Below are 22,071 nucleotides of genomic sequence, written 5' to 3'. Positions count from 1 at the left end.
GGTTTGGTGAAATTTCAGTACAGTGTTAACCCCGCCTTTCTGGTGGGGTTTTATTTTTTCCCTTGGTTCCATCTCCACAGGAAGATCGGAGCCTGAGTTGGGTAGGTGTTTTTTATGGAAAATAGTAGAAGTCTATAAAAACAATATTGGCACTGGTTTAATAAGTTGCAAAGTGAATAAACGGCTATTTCCCTATGTGGAATATGGCATCTTCCCGATGATTAAGAATGTAAAATAGTATGATGACCTGCTAATTTTTGCGATAGTAACTTTGGTGTTATCATCTATTTTTGTTTTTAAAACAATATTTATCATGATAAAATGGGAAGGCGTAATGCCAGCAGTAACAACCAAGTTCACTGAGGATGATCAGCTAGATCTTGTGATGTTTGAAAAAAATATAAAAGCTCAAATGGAGGCTGGCGTTAATGGGATTATCCTAGGTGGAACCTTAGGGGAGGCCAGCACTCTAAAAGCCGAAGAAAAGGAAACTCTTATAAAGACTACTTTATCTATTACAGAGCAAAAAATTCCGGTAATTATCAATATCGCCGAGCAAACAACCGAAGATGCCATTGCCGTGGCCAAACATGCAGAATCTATCGGGGCCAATGGATTAATGCTATTGCCTCCAATGAGATATAAGGCAACGGATTTTGAGACCGTTACTTATTTTACGGCGATTGCACAGAGTACTTCCTTACCGATAATGATTTACAACAATCCCGTGGATTACAAAATAGAAGTAACTCTGGATATGTTCGAGGAGTTGATTAAGTGTGATAACATTCAGGCGGTAAAGGAATCCACCAGGGATATTACCAATGTAATCCGAATTAAGAACCGTTTTGGCCATCGCTTAAAAGTTCTTACCGGTGTGGATACCCTTGCCTTGGAAAGTTTGGTAACAGGTGCAGACGGATGGGTAGCCGGATTGGTTTGTGCCTATCCCGCAGAAACAGTTGCCATTTATAATCTGGTAAAAGCGGCTAAGGTTGATGAAGCTATGGAAATCTATCGCTGGTTCATGCCTCTTTTGGAGTTGGATATAAGCCCGCAATTGGTACAAAACATTAAATTGGCGGAAGTGGCGACCGGTATTGGAACCGAAAATGTAAGAGCCCCAAGATTGCCCTTGCAAGGAGCAGAAAGGGAACGTGTTTTAAAAATAATAGATACCGCCATGAAGAACAGGCCTATTTTGCCAGCCTAAAAAGTTTGGTAGGCAAGGTTTGTTGCCGGTAACCCTGGTATAACAAGAACAAATAGGCTTTCAATCTCTTGGAAGCCTTTTTTACTTTTCCAAGGTTTGGTAAAAGTTGAATGGCATCCTGCTTAATTGTCCTTTTTGCGGTGACCTCATAAGATTCGTGACCCGTAGAGCCAGTTCCCAAAATATCGTGCCTTTTCTTGTGGTCTTGTTTTTGGCTAGTTTTTGGACTGCCCAGCTGGCAATTTGATAATCGGGCATCTGATCATCACGTTCCGGGTAAACGCCCCAATCCCATAATGGATGTCCGGGATATGTGCTTATCTTCTCATCGGGCATGGGGCCAAAGCTTCCAAATTGCCCTGCATAATTTGGAATATGGGTTTCATTGATTCCTTTCCCGTTATGGAAGATCTTTACTGCAGCAAAGACATTATAGCCTTCCTGTTGAAACCGTTTGGGCATTACTATGTTTTTGCTTGCCACAGGAGATTCTATTATATCTGGATTTAAAAAGTAAATGCCAGTGGTACTTGGGTAAAGGGAGGTCATAATACTGGCCCTGCTATGATTACAAACCGGAGCCTGACATTGAGCATTGCTAAAGAGAACGCCACGTGGCGTCAGCCCATCCAAATGGGGCGTTTTGGCCTGTGGATGCCCACCTAAAACCTCTACCCAATCGTTTAGGTCGTCTATGGCAATAAAAAGAACGTTGGGCTTGTCCTGTTATTTAGGTTCCATTTTTGACTTTTTATATCCAAATGAGGTTGTTAGGATAATACCAAGTATTATAATTACATAGTTGTTTTTTTTTCATGATTAAATAACTTGATTTAAAGACATTCAGGTTATTATGCCTAAACCCAAGACAATTTACGATGCTATTCTTTCAATTCCACTTTTCTAAAACGCTTATTTTTGTCTTGAAGTTATTCTTGTATTTAATGGTAAATGTTTTTCCCAACATGGCATCCGAGCATTGTATACTATACAGATTTAGGGCATGTTGTAAAAATGCATGACAAGTTTAAATTTTTTGTATTGGTTTACATTCTGTACTGGGCTGTGTAAACATTTTTAGAGATGATAAAGCGGGTATCTAAAGCCAAGGCAGTACTGTGCAGGATACATATATTTCCTTGAAGGCCTAATTTTGATAGCTGTGGTTCCTGTTTTTGGTTCTCATTGGAAAGCACTTATACTTAAAAATATAATAAAAATGATAAGAAAAGCATTTAAAATGAAGGTCTATCCTGGCCGTATAGAAGAGTATACCCAAAGACACAATCCAATATGGAAGGAATTGGAAGCGGTGTTAAAAGTACATGGGGTTCATAATTATAGCATTTTTTTTGATAGCGAAACCCATATTTTGTTTGGATATGCAGAATTGGAATCGGAAGAAAAATGGAATGCCATTGCCGATACCCAAATTTGTAAGGATTGGTGGGAACATATGGCAGATCTTATGGAAACCAATGCCGATAACAGTCCGGTTTCTAAAGGGTTGAAAGAGGTCTTTCACTTGGGGTGAAGTTTAATAAATGATCGATCAAGCAAGGAATAATTTGATGGGGTTAAAAAAGTTACTACCTTAAGGTACAACAAGAATTAACTTAAAATGTTGTTGAACCGTAGTGGGAGTATAAGGATCATAACCAATATTGAAAATTAAGACTTCCTAGTCGGTGAGAAAAAGGAATGTTCCCCGCAACTCCATTAAATTAATATATTCGAGATCTATAAATACTATCCTATGACCAGCACAAATCAAAAAAGAACATTGGGCGAGTTTATATTTGACAATCAATCCTCCTTTCCATATTCCACAGGAGAATTGTCAAAACTAATAAATGCCATAAGGCTTGCGGCAAAAATTACAAACCATGAAGTAAACAAGGCGGGTCTGGTGGATATCTTAGGTGACGCCGGAAATACCAATGTACAGGGGGAAGACCAGCAAAAGCTGGATGTCTATGCCAATGAAAAATTTATTCAGACCCTTATACAAAGAGGCATAGTATGTGGTATTGCCTCTGAAGAGGAGGAAGATTTTATTGCTGTGAACAGTATTGACGGTAATAATAACAATAAGTACGTTGTACTCATCGACCCCTTGGACGGTTCTTCCAATATTGATGTAAACGCTTCCGTAGGTACCATATTTTCTATTTACAGAAGGATATCACCATTGGGCTCTCCCGTAGAGCTAAGGGACTTTTTGCAACCTGGAAAAAACCAAGTAGCTGCAGGTTATATCATGTATGGTACTTCTACCATGTTGGTTTTTACAACTGGTAATGGGGTAAATGGGTTTACTTTAAACCCCGCTCTGGGCACCTTTTATCATTCCCATCCCAATATGAAATTCCCGGAAACTGGTAGGATCTACTCCGTTAACGAGGGCAACTATGTTCATTTTTCAAAAGGGATAAAAGCTTATATAAAATATTGCCAAAAGGAGGAAGGGGATAGGCCTTACACTTCAAGGTATATAGGTGCAATGGTTGCAGATTTTCATAGAAATTTAATTAAGGGCGGAATCTATATGTATCCGAGGATTGGACCCAAGCAAAATGGAAAATTACGGTTGACATATGAATGTAACCCCATAGCTTTTCTAACGGAGCAGGCCAAGGGGAAGGCTACCACAGGGACTAAAAGAATTCTGGATATTGAACCTACAGAATTGCACCAACGTGAAGCCATTTTTTGCGGAAGCGTGAAAATGGTCGAGAAATTGGAGGAGTTTATTTTGAATGGGGACTAAGGGGTGAATCAATGATATTTTAGGATTATTTTGCTTTTGGCCTACCCAAAATGTGTAAGCCAAGAATGGTATTTGGTGATCCTACCTATATAAAGTTATGGGGACCATACCATGTTTGGCCTTGTTTTAGCTTTAATTTTTTTTCTACTCAAAAAAATACCTTAGCCTGGCTTAATGCGCATATGTTTCATAAGCTTTTCCTTAACTTAAAAGTTTTGCTAACTTAGGGGTTTGTTCAAATTAATTAGATAATAATAGTAAAAATGAAAATAAACGACTCTTTCGACCCCGGCCATTATCAGGCCAATGATAAACGATATGATACCATGCAATTCCGTCGCTGTGGCAACAGTGGTATTCTATTACCATTAATTTCATTGGGACTTTGGCATAATTTTGGTCATACGGATAACCTTGAGATGGGACGCCATCTCTTGCGAGCCGCTTTCGATAATGGGATTACCCATTTTGACCTTGCCAATAATTATGGACCTCCTTATGGAGCAGCGGAAGAAAATTTCGGACGTATTTTTAAAAAGGATTTTCTCCCATATCGTGATGAACTTATTATTTCAAGCAAGGCAGGGTGGGATATGTGGCCTGGACCTTATGGAAATTATGGTTCCCGCAAGTATTTGATTGCCTCGGCAAATCAAAGCCTTAAGAGGATGGGGCTGGATTACGTAGATATATTTTACCATCACAGACCCGATCCGGAAACTCCGCTCGAAGAAACCATGGGAGCTTTGCATCATTTGGTGCAAAGTGGCAAGGCTCTATATGCGGGTATTTCCCAATATCCGGCAGCGCTTACTGCAAAGGCTTCAAAGATTATGAAGGATTTGGGTACGCCCTTATTGATCCATCAACCTAGATACAATATGTTCGATCGTTGGGTAGAGGATGGATTGTTGGATGTGTTGAAAGAAGAGGGGATAGGATCCATTGCTTTCTCCCCATTGGCACAGGGCGTATTGACCAAAAAATATTTAAAAGGTATTCCAGAAGACAGTAGGGCAAGCAAGGATGGCCGTTACTTGAAGGAAGACCAAATTACTCCAGAAGTTTTGGACAAGGTGGGTAGATTGAATAAGCTGGCGGAAAATCGTGGCCAAAGTTTGGCCCAAATGGCCATTGCCTGGCTGCTTAAGGATCAACGGATTACTACGGTACTGGTTGGGGTGAGCCGTAAGGAACAATTACTGGATAATTTGGAGGCACTCAAGAATTTAAAATTTAGTGAGTCGGAACTAAAGGAGATAGAAAGTATTTTAGGGTAGTGAACAATTCTTAATTTATAGGCCCTTTGTAAATTGGATTAGTTTGAACAACGAATAATTTATTACCTTGATATTTCATAATTAAGTACCATTATGCCGAAAGCAAATAAGCAATATATTGTTAAGATATTGGAGACACATTATATTACCCATGATGTGAAACGTTTTGTAGTGGAAAGGCCTGCGGGTTATGATTTTATACCGGGGCAGGCCACTGAGGTAGCCATTAACATGCCGGAGTGGAAGGACCAGTTAAGGCCCTTTACTTTTACCTCCATAAGGGAGCATGGATTCCTGGAGTTTATGATCAAGATATATAATGATCATGACGGGGTGACCAATATGTTGGGACGAACCCACGCCGGGTCCGAGCTTATTCTTCATGAGGCTTTTGGAGCCATTCAGTATAAGGGACCGGGCGTTTTTTTAGCTGGAGGAGCGGGTATTACCCCGTTCATATCTATTTTTAGACATCTGTACACGCATAAAAATCTACATGGCAACAAATTGATCTATTCCAATAAAACATCGGAAGACGTTATTGTGGAAGACGAATTGCAAAAGATGCTCAATGGTAATTTTATAAAAATATTTACCCGCGAGAATGTGGTGGGATTTAGGGGAAATAGGATAGATCGAAAATTTCTTATCGAAAATATAGCCGACTTTGGCCAGAACTTCTATTTATGCGGGCCAAAAAAGTTTGTAACTAACATAACCGAACTCTTATTAAGTCTTGGCGTGTCGGCAGAAACGGTCATTATTGAAAGTTAGATAATCAATAGCCATTGAAAATGGTTCTGAACACACCACAAGTGTTTGGATTAACGGACCACTTCCTTCCCAATGGTAAAGCGATACTTGTGTTTCGGGCCAATGTCATGAAAACAGAATATGTAAATGCATTTTAGACCAATAGGCTAAAGGTAAATTACATTTATATTTGATGATTTTAAGCACAAAAGTTGAAGCAAGAAAATATGGACTTTAGTAGATTGACCCAAATAATTCTTTTATTGGTAGTAACCGCATGTAGCCATACAAAGCCCCCCAAAATGGGAGTCATTCCCCAACCCATGGAAATGAATTATCAGCCAGGTACATTTAAGATTAATGATAAAACCGTTATTGTTGTAGATTCTAGCTTTGAGGAAAAACAGCTAACGGAGGAAATAAATTCATTTTTAAAGGATAATTTCAATATCCAATTAGAAATTTCAAGGTCGCCCCAGGAAAACGCCATTCACTTGGTAAAAGCAATGGAAGTCGCTCCGAATGGCGCATATAGCTTAACAGTAGGGGGTGATGGTGTTACGATTAAAGCCAGTACAGGTCAAGGGATATTTTACGGTATCCAAACGCTAGCACAAATGTTATCTCCTAAAACCGAGGTTAAAGAACCAGTATTGAACTACGTGCAAATAAATGATGCACCAGCATATGAATGGAGAGGTATGATGTTGGATGTATCACGGCATTTTGTTCCAAAGGATTCTGTAAAAAAAGTCATCGATATCCTGGCAATGCACAAGATGAATAAATTCCATTGGCATCTAGTGGATGGTATTGGTTGGAGAATTCAAATCGATGCATATCCGGAACTCACTAGAAAAGGAGCTTGGAGAAAAGTTAAGGGGGATAAGAAACCATGGGAGGATTTTGAGATTGCCTCCAAGGACGCCGAAGGTGAAGTATATGGAGGTTTTTACACCAAGGAAGATATTAAGGAGATTGTTGCCTATGCCAAAGAACGGTTCATTGATGTAATTCCGGAAATAGAAATGCCAGGCCATTCCGAGGCTGCATTACAATGTTATCCGGAATTTTCATGCGATACGGAAGTTATTACCGGAGTGTATTGCGCCGGGAACGATGATACCTTTCAATTTTTACAAAATATAATAAGTGAGGTAGTGGAATTGTTCCCCAATGAATATGTACATATCGGCGGAGATGAAGTAGGGAAGGGGTCTTGGTTGAAATGTAATAAATGTAAAAAAAGGATGCAGCAGGAAAACTTGCAAACTGCCGAGGAGTTGCAAAGTTACTTTGTTAGAAGAATGGAGAAATTTATTCATTCCAAAAATAAAAAACTTATAGGTTGGGATGAGATATTGGAAGGAGGTTTGCCAGAAAGGGCAACGGTGATGTCTTGGCGAGGTGTTGAGGGGGGCATTGAAGCGGCTAATGCCGGGCATGATGTGGTAATGTCTCCGGGCGATCCCCTGTACTTGGATCACAGTCAGGGTAAAAGTGAATATGAACCCCCTTCATGGGGCGGATATAACAATGTCTTGAAGATATATGATTTTAATCCTGTTCCAAAAGACATTGCTCCGGACAAAAAACATCATATTCTTGGTGCGCAAGCTAATCTTTGGACGGAACAAGTGAAAAGCTTAAGCCATATCCAATATATGATGCTTCCCAGAATTAGTGCACTTTCGGAAGCTATTTGGACCAAGGCGGAGAAAAGGAACAGAGAATATTTTATAAACAAATTGGATGTCCATTTTGATAGATTGTACGAAAAGGGATATAATTATTCAGGAAGTTCCTTAACCCCCGATTATGATGTGAGTTATGATAAGGTCAATAAAGCCTTCAATTTAACCTTGCAAAATGAATTGGAACTTTATGAGATTAGATATACGTTAGATGGTTCAAATCCTACCATGCAGTCGGAATTATATTCTGCCCCCATTGAATATACCACTTCCATAGAACTTAATGCAATGTGTTTTAGAAATGGTGAACCTATTGGTTATCCATTGAAAAAAATATTTTCCACTGGTTTTGGGGATCAATGTAAGGTTATATACAGCAATTCCTATAATGAAACCTATAGTGGTGGGGGTGATAGGGCATTGTTTGATAATAAATTTGCCATTGCCCGTGGCGATGACCCCAATTGGCAAGGAATAAAAGAAAAGGATTTTGAGGTGCTCATTGATTTGGGGAGCCTTACCGAACTCTCTTATGCGGGCTTAAACTTTTTCCAGGATATAGGTGCTACCTCGGTGATGTTGCCTACAATGGTGATTATTTCCATCTCAAAGGACGGTGAAAATTTTGAAACGGTATTGGATGAAGTTATAGCTACCCAAGAGAAAAGGGAGCCAATTATTAAGCATATTGGCTCTAATTTTAAAAAACAGGATGTTGCTTATATAAAAATAACGGCAAAAAATAGATCAGTACTTCCTGAATGGCATTTGCGAAAAGGCTCCGCTTGGCTATTTGTTGATGAGGTGTCCGTTAAATAATCGATTAAGGAAAAGAGATGGCGTTTATAGTGTTTTTATGGGGTTTCCCAGCAATATTTGATATTTATACCATGTCGGGATTTAATTTAAGGGCATTTAATAGTTAAAAAACTATATTTAAATGCTCTTTTATTTACAAACATTAAACCAAGACTAAATTATGGATACCAGAAGGGATTTTTTAAAGAAGGCAAGTATGTTGGCCGGAGGAATGGGGTTAACGGCAAGTCTGCCACCCTCCATTCAACGCGCCTTGGAAATTGACCCTGAAAAGGGAACTACCTTTTACGACGCAGAACATGTAGTCTTTCTCATGCAGGAAAACCGGTCCTTTGATCATTGTTTTGGGACTTTGCAAGGAGTTAGGGGCTATAATGATCCAAGGGCCATTTCCTTGCCTAACAAAATACCCGTATGGCTTCAAAGTAATATGGATGGGGAAACCTATGTACCTTTCCGTTTAAACATCAAGGAAACCCAAGCTACTTGGATGGGAGATCTGCCCCATAATTGGGAGAGTCAGGTAGATGCACGCAACAACGGAAAATACGACCAATGGCTTGTGGCCAAGAAGGCCGATGAGGATTACGGAAATATGCCGCTTACCCTTGGCCATTATACCCGGGAAGACCTGCCTTTCTACTATGCCCTGGCAGATGCCTTTACCGTGTTTGATCAGCATTTTTGTTCGGCCCTCACAGGAACCACTACCAACAGAAATTATTTTTGGACCGGAAAATCTTTCGATACAGAAGGCGATAGGCCCTGCGTTAGAAACTCTGAAGTAAGCTACAATAGCGAGGCCAGTTGGAAAACCTTTCCGGAAAGACTGGAAGAAAATGGTATTTCCTGGCGGGTTTACCAGAACGAAATTAGTTTACCCACCGATGTTGAAGATGCATCCCTGCTGGCAAATTTTACAGATAATAACCTAGAGTGGTTTTCCCAATACAATGTTCGCTATAGCTCCGGTTTTCAAAAATATATAAAAGGACGATTAGAGGTGTTGCCTTCGGAAATAGAGCATTTGGAAAAGGAACTTAATGCACAATCAGAGGAAAAGAAATTGGAACATTCAAAAGTACTGCAAAAGAAAAAGCAGCAGTTAGACCAGATTAAAGAGGTTCTTAAGAAGTGGAATCCTGAAAATTTCGAAAAACTCTCAGACTTTCATAAAAAACTGCATGAAAAGGCCTTTGCCACCAATATCGGTGATCCTGATTATCATAGGGTAGAGGAGTTTAGTTATGATGACAATGGCATTCGGCGTTCCATAAAAGTGCCCAAAGGCGATATACTGCATCAATTTAGGCAGGACGTAGACCAAGGGAAATTACCTACAGTTTCCTGGCTGGCAGCACCCCAGAAATTTTCGGATCATCCAAGTGCACCTTGGTACGGGGCATGGTATGTCTCAGAAGTAATGGATATTCTCACCAAAAATCCTGAAGTATGGAAGAAAACCATTTTTGTGCTTACCTATGATGAGAACGACGGGTATTTTGATCATATTCCTCCTTTTGTTGCACCCAATCCCAAGGATACCAAGAATTTCACTAGAGGATTGGACACTTCGGAGGAATATGCCACCTTGAAACAAGAGATGGCTAAAAAAGGTATGGACCCGGAGGATCCTAGGGAAAGTCCAATAGGTCTAGGGTTTAGGGTGCCAATGGTTGTAGCCTCGCCGTGGAGTAAGGGCGGATGGATTAATTCGGAAGTTTGCGATATTACCTCCACCCTAATGTTTTTGGAAGAGTTAATAAAGAAAAGAACGGGCAAAGTTGTTCAGGAAACCAATATCAGTAGTTGGCGTAGGGCCATTAGTGGCAATCTAACCTCTGCTTTTAGGCCATATAACGGTGAGCCCTACACTATTCCCAAAGCCATAGAGCGCAACCATTTTATGAAGGAGGTCTACAATGCCAGCTTTAAGGAATTGCCCAAGGATTTTAAGCCTCTAAGCAGTGATGATATAGCCGATGCAAAAAAAGACCTCTACAAGACCTCATTTATGCCACATCAAGAACCTGGTATCAGGGATTCTTGTGCTTTGCCTTACGAGTTATATGTGGACGGGGAATTAAATGGGGATAAGACCTCATTTCGAATGCAATTTACGGCAGCCGATGCATTTTTCGGTGAATTGTCCAAGGGAGCTCCATTTAATGTTTATGCCCCTGGAAACTATCTACAGGAAATACCGGGAGGGGGATCCAATTTTTCGGCCGTTAAAACATGGCCGTTTGCCGTGGGGAAAGGTGAAAGTTTGGACTATGAATGGCCTTTGGATCATTTTGAGGAAGAAGGTTACCACTTGAGGGTATATGGACCAAACGGTTTTTATAGGGAATTTATGGGTGCTGTGTCCGATCCTGAACTGCAAATAAAATGTGTCTATCAAAAAAAGAGGGGAATCATTAAAAGTTTTTCGGGAAATGTGGAGGTCCAAATTTCCAATACCTCCAAGAAAAAGGATGTTGATATTTTGGTGGTAGACCATGCCTATGGTAATCCTGAACAAAAAGTACGGGTCAAAAAAGGTTCGGTAGAGAGCATTATAGTCAATAGTGCCAAAAGTTATGGTTGGTATGATTTCTCATTGCAAATCCCAGGGAATAAGAGCTTTGTAAGGCGATATGCCGGAAGGGTGGAAACTGGAAAAGCATCGAAAAGCGATCCTTTTATGGGAAGGGTCGTTTCTTAGGGGGGTCTTGATCTCCACTAGAAATTTGAAAAGAAAAATCCCATCCTGAAATTCAAGATGGGATTTTCTAATGAATAACACAGTTTACATATATTCCATCCCAGTGCTGCTAATACAGGATTCCGTTAAATGGAGTGACTTATTTTGCCAAGTCGAACCTATCTAGATTCATCACCTTGGTCCAAGCCGCTATAAAATCCTTAATAAACTTATCCTCGGAATCTTCACAGGCGTAAACCTCGGCCAATGCCCTAAGCTCAGAATTGGAACCGAAAATAAGGTCGGCTCGGGTGCCGGTCCATTTAAGTTGGCCCGTTTTACGACTATGCCCCTCAAAAACATTTTGAGCATCCGAAATGGACTTCCAAGTGGTGTCCATGTTCAATAGATTTGCAAAGAAATCATTGGACAAAGTCTCTGGCCTATTAGTAAATACGCCGTGCTGGGACCCGTTATAATTGGTGTTGAGCACACGCATTCCTCCTATAAGGACGGTCATTTCCGGAGCAGTCAAGGTTAATAATTGGGCCTTGTCCACAAGCAGCTCCTCTGCAGTTACTTTGTAAGTGTCCTTTAGGTAGTTTCGGAACCCATCTGCCACTGGTTCGAGCGCTTCAAAAGATTCTACATCGGTTTGTTCTTGGCTAGCATCGGTACGTCCTGGAGAAAAAGGGACCGCTACCTTCTTACCGGCATTTTTCGCTGCTTCCTCAATGGCGGCATTGCCTGCCAAAACTATGAGATCGGCCAAAGAAACCTTCTTATTTCCAGATTGTATGGCATTGAATTCTTTTTGGATGGCCTCCAATTTGTCCAAAATTTGGGCTAATTGCTGGGGGTTGTTTACCTTCCAATTTTTTTGAGGAGCCAAGCGTATGCGCGCTCCATTGGCACCTCCTCGTTTGTCGGAACCCCTAAAAGTAGAAGCGGAAGCCCAGGCGGTAGCAACTAATTGGGATATAGAAAGCCCCGATGCCAAAATTTTAGACTTTAAATCGGCGATATCCTTAGCATTGATCAACTCATGATCCACTGCAGGTAAGGGATCTTGCCAGATCAATTGTTCCTTGGGTACTTCTGGCCCTAGATAACGGGATACCGGACCCATATCCCGATGTACCAATTTAAACCAGGCACGTGAATATGCATCGGCAAACTCTTCCGGATTTTCTAAAAAGTGCCTTGATATTTTTTCATAAGCCGGATCCATACGTAGTGAAAGGTCGGTGGTCAACATGAAGGGGGCATGCTTCACGTTCGGATTGTGTGCATCTGGAACCGTTCCTGCACCGGCATTGTTTTTAGGTTTCCATTGGTGTGCTCCGGCCGGACTCTTGGTCAATTCCCATTCGTATCCAAATAGATTTTGAAAGAAAGTGTGACTCCATTTGGTCGGGGTATTGGTCCAGGCACCTTCAATGCCACTGGTAATGGTATCTGCACCTTTACCAGTACCGTAATTGTTTTTCCATCCAAGGCCTTGGGCCTCAATACCAGCAGCTGCCGGTTCTGCCTCTACATATTTGGTAGGGTCCGCTGCACCATGGGTCTTTCCAAAGGTATGTCCGCCAGCAATTAATGCAACAGTTTCATAATCGTTCATGGCCATACGACCAAAGGTCTCACGTATATAATGAGCAGATTCAACCGGATCCGGATTGGCATTGTGTCCTTCGGGGTTTACATATATCAATCCCATATGGGCGGCGCCAAGTGGACTCTCCAATTCCCCATTTTCTGAGTAGCGTTCTTTATTCCCCATCCATTCGGTTTCGGAGCCCCAATACACGTCTTGTTCAGATTCCCATATATCCTCACGGCCTCCGGCAAAGCCAAACATTTTTAGTCCCATGGACTCGTGTGCACAGTTCCCGGCCAATATCAGTAGATCTGCCCAAGACAGTTTTTTGCCGTATTTCTTTTTTATGGGCCAAAGTAATAATCGTGCCTTATCAAGATTGGCATTGTCTGGCCAACTATTTAATGGAGCAAAGCGCTGAGATCCCGAACCTGCACCTCCACGGCCATCATGTATACGATAGGTTCCGGCACTGTGCCAAGCCATACGGATAAAGAAAGGTCCATAATGCCCATAATCTGCCGGCCACCAATCCTGGCTGGTAGTCATTAATTCATAAAGATCTTTTTTAACGGCAGCTAGATCCAACTTCTTAAATTCTTCAGCATAATTGAAATCGGGGTCCATAGGATCTACCAATGACGAATTTTGTCGCAGTATATTTAATTTTAATTGATTGGGCCACCATTCCCTGTTGGTAGTACCTCCTCCGGCTACTTGATGCAATTCGCCATTTAAGAAGGGGCATTTTGCACTTGATTCATTTACATCCCATACTTTTCCGTTTGATGATGGGTTTGAATGTGATTTATTTTCCATTTTATACGGTTTAATTAAGTTTTAGATTAGTTCATCCTTAAATTTACGATAATATTTTCTGATGGATAAGGAATCTTCATAAGTATAACTTATGGCGCTTCAGGAAAATTTATGATCTTCATCAAACCTGCTTTTTAACAACTAATGGGCCTATGCCTCGTCTTAAACAAGACGCACCTATGATCATTATAATTTATTGATTGAAGAAAAAGATTATTTAACTTAGAACCAAATAAAGGAATCACTGGTTGTTAAAAAATTGGTGGGTTTTTCGGTAGACAATATTTCGAAGTCAAGCGCTAATGAATATTACACCTTCACACGGAATATTATTGGTATATAGAGGACTATTCTCCGAGAGATCAACATGATTATTTTAGTCTCTCCAATACATATAATCATAACATTGACTTGGAAAAGGAACTGATCTTAAATGAATATTTCTATATGATGCAGAAGGTAAGATCCTAAATGTTCCATTCTTAGCGTGCATTAATTTTAAATGGTTTAACTTAACTTCTTACCAATTTTTTCACCTAACCAAAGCATGAAAAAACTTAAATTTCCAACTGCCCAGACCATATTGATTCTCATAGCTGTTTTTGTAACCTTGTTAACCTGGTTGGTACCAGCAGGTAAATATGATAGTCTTGCCTATGACGATGGTAGTAATACATTTATCAAAATAAGCCTGGAAGAGCGTATAGAATTAAAGGCTACCCAGGAAACCTTGGACGGGTTGAATATAAAAATTCCCATTGAAAAATTTACCAGCGGGGATATTTATAAGCCCATCGGAATCCCCAATACCTATAAACCATTGGAATCACGACCGCAGGGGTTTGCAGCTTTGGTGCAATCTCCCATTAAGGGGATTATTGCGGCAGCCGATATTATATTTTTGATACTTATCATTGGAGGCCTAATAGGCATAATGAATCTTACCGGGGCCTTTGATGCCGTAATTTCTTGGATGGCCAAAGTGCTTACAGGGAGGGAATATATTTTAATAATCGTAGTTACAGCGCTAATTGCCCTTGGGGGAACCACCTTTGGATTAGCAGAAGAAACCATGGCGTTCTATCCTATTTTGATTCCCGTATTCCTAGCGGCCAATTATGATGCCCTGGTGGGTCTAAGTTGTGTGTTTCTGGGTTCGGGTATTGGTAGTATGTGTTCTACGGTGAATCCGTTTGCTACCATTATAGCCTCTGATGCAGCAGGAATAAATTGGACCACCGGACTCAATAGTAGAATAATTATGCTACTGCTTTGCACCACTATTACCATTGTTTATATCCTTTTGTATGCCAGAAGGGTAAAAGCCGATCCATCAAAATCCCTTGTTTATGAACAAAAAGACAGCATAGAAAAGCTTTTTGGACTGGGTAAAATGGATACTGACATAAAGTTCACGAACAGATTACGCCTTATTATCCTTGTGTTTTCATTGAGTTTCATTATTATGATCATTGGAGTTTCCTTTTTGGATTGGTGGTTTGTGGAAATGACGGCAACATTTTTGGTCGGGGCAATCATCATAGGCTTTATAGCAGGAATTAAGGAAAGCGACTTTGTCGATGCCTTTGCCAAGGGTGCTGCCGATTTGTTCAGTGTTGCTTTTATAGTCGGCATTGCGAGGGGGGTGACCATACTGATGGAGGACGGACTTATTAGCGATACTATTTTGTTTTATGCCAGTAACATCACCGAAGGCATGAATAAAGGTGTATTTGCCAACGTAATGCTTTTTATTTACGGCGGGTTATCGTTTTTTATGCCTTCTTCCTCGGGTATGGCAGTATTGACCATGCCTATTTTTGCTCCTTTGGCAGATACCGTAAATATTGGTAGGGAAATAATCGTGGACACCTATTTATACGGTCTGGGCTTATTTTATTTGATCAATCCCACGGGTTTAATTTTGGCAGCCTTGGCCATAGTAAAAATTGGGTTTAATAAGTGGATGAGGTTTGTAATGCCTTTATTGATGATATTGGTCCTTACTACAATGATTTTTTTAACTATTACCGTGTATACCAATTAGTTGTGTCCTATGGCCTTTTGTGAATTACCTTCACTTTCTTGTAATAATTAAGTACAAATAACTAACTTTAGATAATGATAAAACTGAGGCTGAGCCTGCTGTTTTCAATGGCCCTTTAAGACTTGTGGGACTAATGTTTTCCGAAAAGAGTATGCCATTAAAAAGAAATGTCAAGGCCAGCACTTTTGTAATAATTACATTAAAAGAAATACAACAGAAATGGAAAAGACAAAAATAATGGTCCAAGCGACCATTTCTGAAGGAGTGGATAAGGTTTGGGATTATTATACCAATCCGGAGCACATCATAAAATGGAATTTTGCCTCAGACGATTGGCACTGTCCATATGCCTCCAATGATATGCAGGTCGGAGGCAAATACTCGGCGCGAATGGAAGCCAAGGACGGTAGTTTTGGTTTCGATTTTGAGGCCGTTTACGATGAGGTGGATCCCTACAAACAGTTTGGTTATACCATGCCAGATGGGAGACAGGCAAAGGTCACCTTCTTCCAGCTAAATCATAAGACAACTGTGAAGGTAAACTTTGATGCGGAAACCGAGAACTCCATTGAAATGCAAAGAGGTGGGTGGCAGGCCATCCTTGATAACTTTAAAAATTATACGGAGTCTAATTGAATATTGTGTATTTGTTAATTATTATGGGAAAAGACGAGTCCAAATTGGCTTTCTTACCTCCATATATTTGATATAACTATGAGCAGTTTTGATGATAATTCTTCAAATATTATATAATTTGTCCATCGTATATATAAGAAATGAACTCATATGTTAATTTTCAGGAATTGGAAACTAACCGACTCCATCTGCGGTGGTTGGAGGATGCTGATTGGCCTATGATTCGTTACCTGCGTTCAGATAAGGAGGTAAACAAGTTTGTTAAAAGGCAGAGCGCAGAAACCAAGGAAAAGGCACTTGCCTTTATAGCCAAGACCATCAACGATATAAACAAGGGGCAGTTGTACCAATGGTCCATTTCTACAAAAATTAGTCCTACAATGATTGGAAATATCTGTCTTTGGAATTTTTCCCAAGATTATAAAACGGCAGAAATGGGATACGACCTAAGTCCGGAATTTCAAGGCCAAGGCATTATGAACGAGGCTATGAAGGCTGTGCTCAATTTTGGGTTCAATAAATTGCATTTGGACAAAATTGTGGCTTTTACCAATTATAAAAATGAAAGCTCCAAAAGATTGCTGATGAAAAATCAATTTATATGGAATGGGCAAAGGAACGATCCGGAAGATATGGAGAATATGATATTTGAGATTTTTAAAGAGAATTACCGGAGTAATACTTCAGAGCCAGGTATTACTTTGAACACTAATCCATAGTGAGATTAACCAATGGGACGCAGGGAATGTTGGTAAGTGTTACTTATGTGCATCCACTGCTTTTCTGCTACCATTAAATGCGCTAAAGATTTTATATCTTACGGTAATAATAGGGGCAATACTAAAACCATCTTCTTTAAAACCATATCCAATGCAATACTCAAGAAATTCATTTTTAAAAACCCTCGGCCTTGGTAGCTTAATGGCCACTAGTTCGGTTCTGACCGCTAGTCCGTTCAAGGATATTTTAGGGGCAAGCAATCTTGGCAAGGAAGCAAGAAGCCTTACACTGGGATTGGCATCCTATTCCACTCGAAAATTTAGTGTGGACGAGACCTTGGCAATGGCCAACCGATTGAATCTAAAACAGATTGCGCTCAAGAGTATGCACATGCCCTTGGAGAGTAGTGACGAAGAGATTCAAGAAATAACAGCAAAATTTGAGAAGGCGGGAATAGGTCTTTATGGTGGAGGGGTCATTTATATGAAGACCCCCCAAGAAGTGGAAAATGCCTTTAGGTATGCCAACGCGGCTAAAATGAAGGTGATCATAGGGGTGCCCAATCACGACCTATTGCCTTTGGTTGAAAAGAAAGTAAAGGAGACCAATATTAAGTTGGCCATTCATAACCATGGTCCAGGAGATGAGGTATACCCAACACCCGAAGTGGTTTATGATAAAATTAAAGGGTTGGACACCCGCATTGGACTTTGTATAGATATTGGTCACGTACAAAGATTGGGATTGGATCCCGTGAAAAACATTAAGAAATATGCAGACCGCCTTTATGATCTCCACCTTAAGGATGTGGACAAGTCGGAAGCCGATGGTGCGTCGGTCGAGTTTGGCAGAGGGGTCCTGGATATCCCAGCGGTTCTCAAAGCCTTGAAAGCGATTAACTATACCGGTGTAATGGCGATGGAATTTGAAAAGGATACCGACGATGTTTTTGCTGGCCTTGCGGAATGTGTGGGCTATGTAAACGGGGCATTGGATGCCATAAAATAGGTGATGTAAAAATAGGTGAAATGATAAGATGTCATTTGTTGCCCTTACTTATAGCGATTATTTACACCGGCACTTTAAGTGGTCAACAAGCATTGATTCTAGAGGTTCAAGGTTGGCACCAAGTGGATAATGACGGCATTTGGCTGTCCCATGAGCATATTTTGGTCGATTTTATTGGGGCAGATAGTATACAGCCCCGTAATTGGGATCACGATGCCGTAATTGCTCAAGTAACACCTTATTTGGAAGAACTAAAGACACATAAGGTTGAATATTTTGTGGATGCCACTCCGGCTTATTTAGGACGGGATGTATTGCTTTTACAAAAGTTGGCCAATAAAACTGGTTTGAAGATGATTTCCAACACTGGCCTTTATGGTGCCCGCAATAATAAATTCCTCCCTAAATATGTCCAAAATATATCTGCCGAAGATCTGGCGCAAAAGTGGATAGCCGAATTTGAGTATGGCATAGATGGTACTGTCATCAAGCCAGGCTTTATCAAGATTGGAGTTGATACCGCCGACCCTTTGGATATCCTACATCAAAAGTTGGTCAAGGCAGCTGCCATTACTAGTTTAAAAACGGGTTTGACGATTGCCTCACATACTGGAAAAGCTATAGGTCTATGGCCCCAATTGAAGATTCTTCAAGAAATGGGAGTCTCCCTAAACTCATTTATTTGGGTACACGCCCAGGCGGAGGAGGATAATAACAATTACTTAAAGGCGGCCCAGGCAGGCTGTTGGATTAGTCTGGACGGACTGGGCTGGGAGGTGGAAAAGCATCTGGGAAAATTGGTGTATGCCAAGGAGCATGGCATTTTGGACCATATACTAATATCGCACGACGCTGGTTGGTACGATCCCCAAAAGGAACAGCAAAACATTACTCCTTATACCAATATTTTTACCAAACTCCTTCCAGAATTGAGAGCCCAAGGCTTCACGGAAAAGGAAATTAATCTATTGATATCTGTAAATCCGGCAAAGGCTTTTGCTATTGACGGCAAGAACTAATGCTCTAAATTAACCGTTCGCGTTTATATTTGGTTTAGATTCTTAACCCCCTCCTTTATCTTCAATTGTAAGCTTTGGAGAAAGTACAATACCACAGTTTTTCTAATCAGCACACATTATTTTTTCAATAAATTCTTCGGCATTTTTGATATGAAGGTTTTTTTTATCTTCTGTCATGCGGTTATAGGAATGATACAGCATTGAGGTTCGTGGATTTGATTTAAAAAAATCCTGATGTTCAGCAATAAAACGCCAAAATAAGCCATCCCAAATTTTTTCCCAATCACCCTTCGGGTAATTTCCCATTTTGTTGATATAGTTGGAAGCTCCTATATAAGGTTTGGTAGCAAAGGTGCCACCATCTGAAAACTGACTCATACCATACACATTGGGTACCATTACCCAGTCATAGGCATCAATAAATAGTTCCATAAACCATTGGTACACTTCATCTGGGTCAAATTCGCACAATAGCATAAAATTACCAAGGATCATCAATCGTTCTATGTGGTGACAATAGCCGGTTTTTAATACTTTTTTAATGGTCTCGTCAATTGGTGCCACCCCAGTGCTTCCATCGTAAAAGCACTTAGGTATTTTTCTTTCAAACCCCCAAAAATTCTTAGTTCTGGAGTAACTGCCCTTGCATTCATACATTCCTCGGATGAACTCCCTCCATCCAATAAGTTGCCTTATAAATCCTTCGGTAGAATTAATTGGGATATTCTCTTTTTCGGCATAGGACAGACTTTGAGCAACAACATTTTTTGGTAATATTAGGCCCACATTTAGAAGTGGTGAAAGAATACTGTGGTTTAAAAACGATTCCTGTCTTACAATGGAATCTTCATAAATGCCAAAATCAAAGAATCGATACTCTAAAAATTGTTCAAACCAATTCTCGGCTTGCCTATGGTTTATGGGATAAATGGGCTCTTTTGAAATAATTCCTGGATTGTTCTTAAAGTGTTTTTCCGTATAGGATACAGACTCGGTCCAAAAAGGGGTGACCTCTGGAAAAAGAATGCTCGGGGGTATTTTTTCCTTAGGATATTTTTTTCGGTTATCCTGGTCGTAGGTCCATTTTCCGCCTTTGGGTTGCTGCCCATCCAACAATAGGATATCCAATTTTTTACGCTGTTGTTTGTAAAAGGTAGTTTGAAAAAAAGATTTTTTATCCGCCCTAAAAAAAGGGGAAAGCTCTTCCTTACTATTGATAAACAGGGGACTGTCCAAGATATTCAGCTTATAGTTTTTGGCAACGGCTTTAATTCTTTTTTCGAGCCAATTATCAACTGGGTCAATAATGTTTATTTCAGTTATTTTTTTACTTTTTATTTCTTCATGAAATAAACTGATGTCGGATAATTTGTTGTTGGATGCTATATAATTGACCTTAATTCCTTTTTCTTCCAAAAAATGCTGATAATATTTCATGGAGGCCCTATGGAAAGCTATTTTCTGTTTGTGGAAGAGGTATTGTTTGAAGAAAAGATATTCTTCAATTAAATAAACTTCATGGCCATTTGTGGTTAGTGTGCTTTCTTCGAAAAGCTGATGTGGAAATATGAGGTTAATGGCTTTCATAATTGTTTTTATTTCGTCTACACCTTTCGCTACAGTATTTTACATCTTCCCAATTTTCTTTCCATTTCTTGCGCCAAGCAAATGGTCTATTGCATACCGGACATATTTTTATGGGCAGATTACTTTTTTTCATTTTAGCAATGGTTCATGTTCCTTTGTTTTCAACGCAAAAATTCCCATAGGCAATTTTCCAGGTTACCAAAAATAAGTCAAAACTCCATTGGGCGTTGCCTTTCCTCTTTAAGAATTCCAGGATCTAAATTATGAAGTCCAGCACACCAATAAACTGTGGCTCCTGTAATTATTTTTTGAAACCTACAATTCCTTTTTGCATTTTTTCCAGAAAGAGAAAAAAGATGGGTAAAAACCTGTAATTGAACTCATCCATTCCCTGGGTACCTCCTTACCTTGGTAATGACGGTTACAAGGGTGTTCTTTAAAAATGATATGGTCGGGATCTACAAACTCGGTTAATTTGGAAAATTCCCCAACAAATATTTTTATGCCCTCTATATTTTTTGTGAGCTGTATGGCAAAATTAATACATTTTTGATTCACCGGGTTTTTGGCGAAAAAGGAGGGTTCCAACAAAAAAATCCGTTGAACCTCCTGGTCATTATGCCAATACGGATCAATATTGTAATAGTTATAGATGAAAGTTGTTTTATTCTTTTCCAGGATCGGGTTTCCAGTATCCGGAAGCTCCATATCAAACTCAAAAGGAACGGTTTCCTTTAAAATCTCGGGGATGTCAAGGTTTCCAAATGCGCTATAATCAACATCCAAAAAGGTATTTTGCTGTGTACTATTAAAAAAGTTGTTGATATTGTTTTGGTTGGCATAATATTTTTTGTTGGAAAACGCTCCTGACACCCATTGCCAACTTAAAAAATTACTGGCTAGATCACCATCCAGTAGATGACTATACATCCATTTGGCAGGCTCTAACCAATGTGAATTGGCAATGTTGCAACAAATGGATGCCACATACATGCGCATATGGTTATGCATATATCCCGAAGTGTAGAGTTGTTTTATGGCAATGTCTACCTCCTCAATACCGGTGTTGGCATTTAGAATAGCCTTTGGTATTTGATAATTTGATATGGGAGTTTGTACGTTTTTTAAATCTTGCCTGATACCTTCCTTTTTTGCGATCCAAACTTGTTGCCAATAGTCTCTCCAAGCCAACTCTTGAATTATCTTTTCAGTTTTGTGCCATGGTAGATCTAAGGTTTGTATGTGCCGATAAACCTGTCTTGTAGATATTGCACCTCTGGAGATATAAGGGCTCAAATGGGTTACCGCTCCATCTTTATGATTTCGGGTGTTGGAATATTTTACAGGATCTATTTGCCGTATCCTGCTTTCTATTGCCTGTATATCTGTGGGAAAGTGTATCAATGCGGTATTTAGGTTT

16 protein-coding genes and 1 pseudogene are annotated in these 22,071 nt (G+C 40.0%); 12 read left to right on the top strand and 5 right to left on the bottom strand.

The window, feature by feature from the left end:
- Positions 1–313: 313 nt before the first annotated feature.
- Positions 314–1,213: a dihydrodipicolinate synthase family protein gene (locus B9Y87_RS06780; RefSeq protein WP_085497410.1), complete on the top strand. Its 900-nt coding sequence runs from the start codon at positions 314–316 to the stop codon at positions 1,211–1,213.
- An 81-nt stretch (positions 1,214–1,294) separates the two neighbouring features.
- Here B9Y87_RS06780 and B9Y87_RS06775 read toward each other — a convergent pair.
- A pseudogene (locus tag B9Y87_RS06775) lies at positions 1,295–1,918 on the bottom strand (sulfatase-like hydrolase/transferase); the annotation flags it as partial.
- 514 nt (positions 1,919–2,432) lie between these two features.
- Here B9Y87_RS06775 and rhaM point away from each other — a divergent pair.
- The 6 genes from rhaM to B9Y87_RS06745 all read left to right on the top strand — a co-directional run bounded on the left by rhaM (position 2,433) and on the right by B9Y87_RS06745 (position 11,236).
- Complete coding sequence (gene rhaM / locus B9Y87_RS06770; RefSeq protein ID WP_085497406.1) at positions 2,433–2,747, top strand: L-rhamnose mutarotase; 315 nt, start codon at positions 2,433–2,435, stop codon at positions 2,745–2,747.
- A gap of 222 nt (positions 2,748–2,969) precedes the next feature.
- Positions 2,970–3,983: a class 1 fructose-bisphosphatase gene (fbp, locus tag B9Y87_RS06765; protein ID WP_085497404.1), complete on the top strand. Its 1,014-nt coding sequence runs from the start codon at positions 2,970–2,972 to the stop codon at positions 3,981–3,983.
- A gap of 263 nt (positions 3,984–4,246) precedes the next feature.
- Positions 4,247–5,263: an L-glyceraldehyde 3-phosphate reductase gene (gene mgrA, locus B9Y87_RS06760; protein WP_085497402.1), complete on the top strand. Its 1,017-nt coding sequence runs from the start codon at positions 4,247–4,249 to the stop codon at positions 5,261–5,263.
- Positions 5,264–5,356: 93 nt separating this feature from the next.
- On the top strand, positions 5,357–6,037 hold the full coding sequence (locus B9Y87_RS06755) for an FAD-binding oxidoreductase (protein ID WP_085497401.1): 681 nt from the start codon (positions 5,357–5,359) through the stop codon (positions 6,035–6,037).
- A gap of 191 nt (positions 6,038–6,228) precedes the next feature.
- The gene (locus B9Y87_RS06750; RefSeq protein ID WP_139827175.1) at positions 6,229–8,529 is read left to right on the top strand and encodes a glycoside hydrolase family 20 protein; all 2,301 of its coding nucleotides are present in this window, start codon (positions 6,229–6,231) and stop codon (positions 8,527–8,529) included.
- Positions 8,530–8,689: 160 nt separating this feature from the next.
- Positions 8,690–11,236, top strand: a complete 2,547-nt coding sequence (locus B9Y87_RS06745) for a phosphocholine-specific phospholipase C (RefSeq protein ID WP_085497398.1) — start codon at positions 8,690–8,692, stop codon at positions 11,234–11,236.
- A gap of 139 nt (positions 11,237–11,375) precedes the next feature.
- Here B9Y87_RS06745 and katG read toward each other — a convergent pair whose 3' ends face one another.
- Positions 11,376–13,634, bottom strand: a complete 2,259-nt coding sequence (gene katG / locus B9Y87_RS06740) for a catalase/peroxidase HPI (protein ID WP_085497396.1) — start codon at positions 13,632–13,634, stop codon at positions 11,376–11,378.
- Between the two features lie 547 nt (positions 13,635–14,181).
- Between katG and B9Y87_RS06735 the strand changes: the two genes are divergently transcribed.
- The 5 genes from B9Y87_RS06735 (at position 14,182) to B9Y87_RS06715 (ending at position 19,064) form a co-directional block, all read left to right on the top strand.
- Positions 14,182–15,681 carry a YfcC family protein gene (locus B9Y87_RS06735; protein WP_085497394.1) on the top strand — a complete coding sequence of 500 codons (1,500 nt, stop codon included), beginning with the start codon at positions 14,182–14,184 and terminating at the stop codon, positions 15,679–15,681.
- Between the two features lie 219 nt (positions 15,682–15,900).
- The gene (locus B9Y87_RS06730; RefSeq protein ID WP_085497392.1) at positions 15,901–16,317 is read left to right on the top strand and encodes an SRPBCC family protein; all 417 of its coding nucleotides are present in this window, start codon (positions 15,901–15,903) and stop codon (positions 16,315–16,317) included.
- A gap of 140 nt (positions 16,318–16,457) precedes the next feature.
- Positions 16,458–17,036, top strand: a complete 579-nt coding sequence (locus B9Y87_RS06725) for a GNAT family N-acetyltransferase (protein WP_085497391.1) — start codon at positions 16,458–16,460, stop codon at positions 17,034–17,036.
- A gap of 151 nt (positions 17,037–17,187) precedes the next feature.
- Positions 17,188–18,045: a sugar phosphate isomerase/epimerase family protein gene (locus B9Y87_RS06720; RefSeq protein WP_085497389.1), complete on the top strand. Its 858-nt coding sequence runs from the start codon at positions 17,188–17,190 to the stop codon at positions 18,043–18,045.
- 20 nt (positions 18,046–18,065) lie between these two features.
- A complete protein-coding gene (locus B9Y87_RS06715; protein WP_085497387.1) occupies positions 18,066–19,064 on the top strand; it encodes a phosphotriesterase family protein in 999 nt (332 codons plus the stop codon).
- Between the two features lie 102 nt (positions 19,065–19,166).
- Here B9Y87_RS06715 and B9Y87_RS06710 read toward each other — a convergent pair whose 3' ends face one another.
- The 3 genes from B9Y87_RS06710 to B9Y87_RS06700 all read right to left on the bottom strand — a co-directional run bounded on the left by B9Y87_RS06710 (position 19,167) and on the right by B9Y87_RS06700 (position 22,055).
- The gene (locus tag B9Y87_RS06710) at positions 19,167–20,651 is read right to left on the bottom strand and encodes a cryptochrome/photolyase family protein (protein ID WP_085497386.1); all 1,485 of its coding nucleotides are present in this window, start codon (positions 20,649–20,651) and stop codon (positions 19,167–19,169) included.
- Positions 20,638–20,784 (bottom strand): DUF2256 domain-containing protein, encoded by a 147-nt coding sequence (locus tag B9Y87_RS06705; protein ID WP_085497384.1) that lies wholly within the window; start codon positions 20,782–20,784, stop codon positions 20,638–20,640. Before B9Y87_RS06705 ends, B9Y87_RS06710 begins: the two co-directional genes overlap by 14 nt.
- A gap of 182 nt (positions 20,785–20,966) precedes the next feature.
- A complete protein-coding gene (locus B9Y87_RS06700) occupies positions 20,967–22,055 on the bottom strand; it encodes an FAD-binding domain-containing protein (protein WP_245808664.1) in 1,089 nt (362 codons plus the stop codon).
- Between the last annotated feature and the right edge of the window lie 16 nt (positions 22,056–22,071).

Origin of the sequence: Arenibacter troitsensis (assembly GCF_900177645.1) — a bacterium.
GTDB classification, from domain to species: Bacteria; Bacteroidota; Bacteroidia; order Flavobacteriales; family Flavobacteriaceae; genus Arenibacter; species Arenibacter troitsensis.
Note: the sequence above shows the minus strand (reverse complement) of the source record. Positions and strands in the feature narration are given on the sequence as shown.

Coding starts and splice junctions, on each gene's coding strand:
- B9Y87_RS06780 (WP_085497410.1), top strand. CDS start 314: ATGATAAAATGGGAAGGCGTAATGCCAGCAGTAACAACCAAGTTCACT.
- rhaM (WP_085497406.1), top strand. CDS start 2,433: ATGATAAGAAAAGCATTTAAAATGAAGGTCTATCCTGGCCGTATAGAA.
- fbp (WP_085497404.1), top strand. CDS start 2,970: ATGACCAGCACAAATCAAAAAAGAACATTGGGCGAGTTTATATTTGAC.
- mgrA (WP_085497402.1), top strand. CDS start 4,247: ATGAAAATAAACGACTCTTTCGACCCCGGCCATTATCAGGCCAATGAT.
- B9Y87_RS06755 (WP_085497401.1), top strand. CDS start 5,357: ATGCCGAAAGCAAATAAGCAATATATTGTTAAGATATTGGAGACACAT.
- B9Y87_RS06745 (WP_085497398.1), top strand. CDS start 8,690: ATGGATACCAGAAGGGATTTTTTAAAGAAGGCAAGTATGTTGGCCGGA.
- katG (WP_085497396.1), bottom strand. CDS start 13,634: ATGGAAAATAAATCACATTCAAACCCATCATCAAACGGAAAAGTATGG.
- B9Y87_RS06735 (WP_085497394.1), top strand. CDS start 14,182: ATGAAAAAACTTAAATTTCCAACTGCCCAGACCATATTGATTCTCATA.
- B9Y87_RS06730 (WP_085497392.1), top strand. CDS start 15,901: ATGGAAAAGACAAAAATAATGGTCCAAGCGACCATTTCTGAAGGAGTG.
- B9Y87_RS06725 (WP_085497391.1), top strand. CDS start 16,458: ATGAACTCATATGTTAATTTTCAGGAATTGGAAACTAACCGACTCCAT.
- B9Y87_RS06720 (WP_085497389.1), top strand. CDS start 17,188: ATGCAATACTCAAGAAATTCATTTTTAAAAACCCTCGGCCTTGGTAGC.
- B9Y87_RS06715 (WP_085497387.1), top strand. CDS start 18,066: ATGATAAGATGTCATTTGTTGCCCTTACTTATAGCGATTATTTACACC.
- B9Y87_RS06710 (WP_085497386.1), bottom strand. CDS start 20,651: ATGAAAGCCATTAACCTCATATTTCCACATCAGCTTTTCGAAGAAAGC.
- B9Y87_RS06705 (WP_085497384.1), bottom strand. CDS start 20,784: ATGAAAAAAAGTAATCTGCCCATAAAAATATGTCCGGTATGCAATAGA.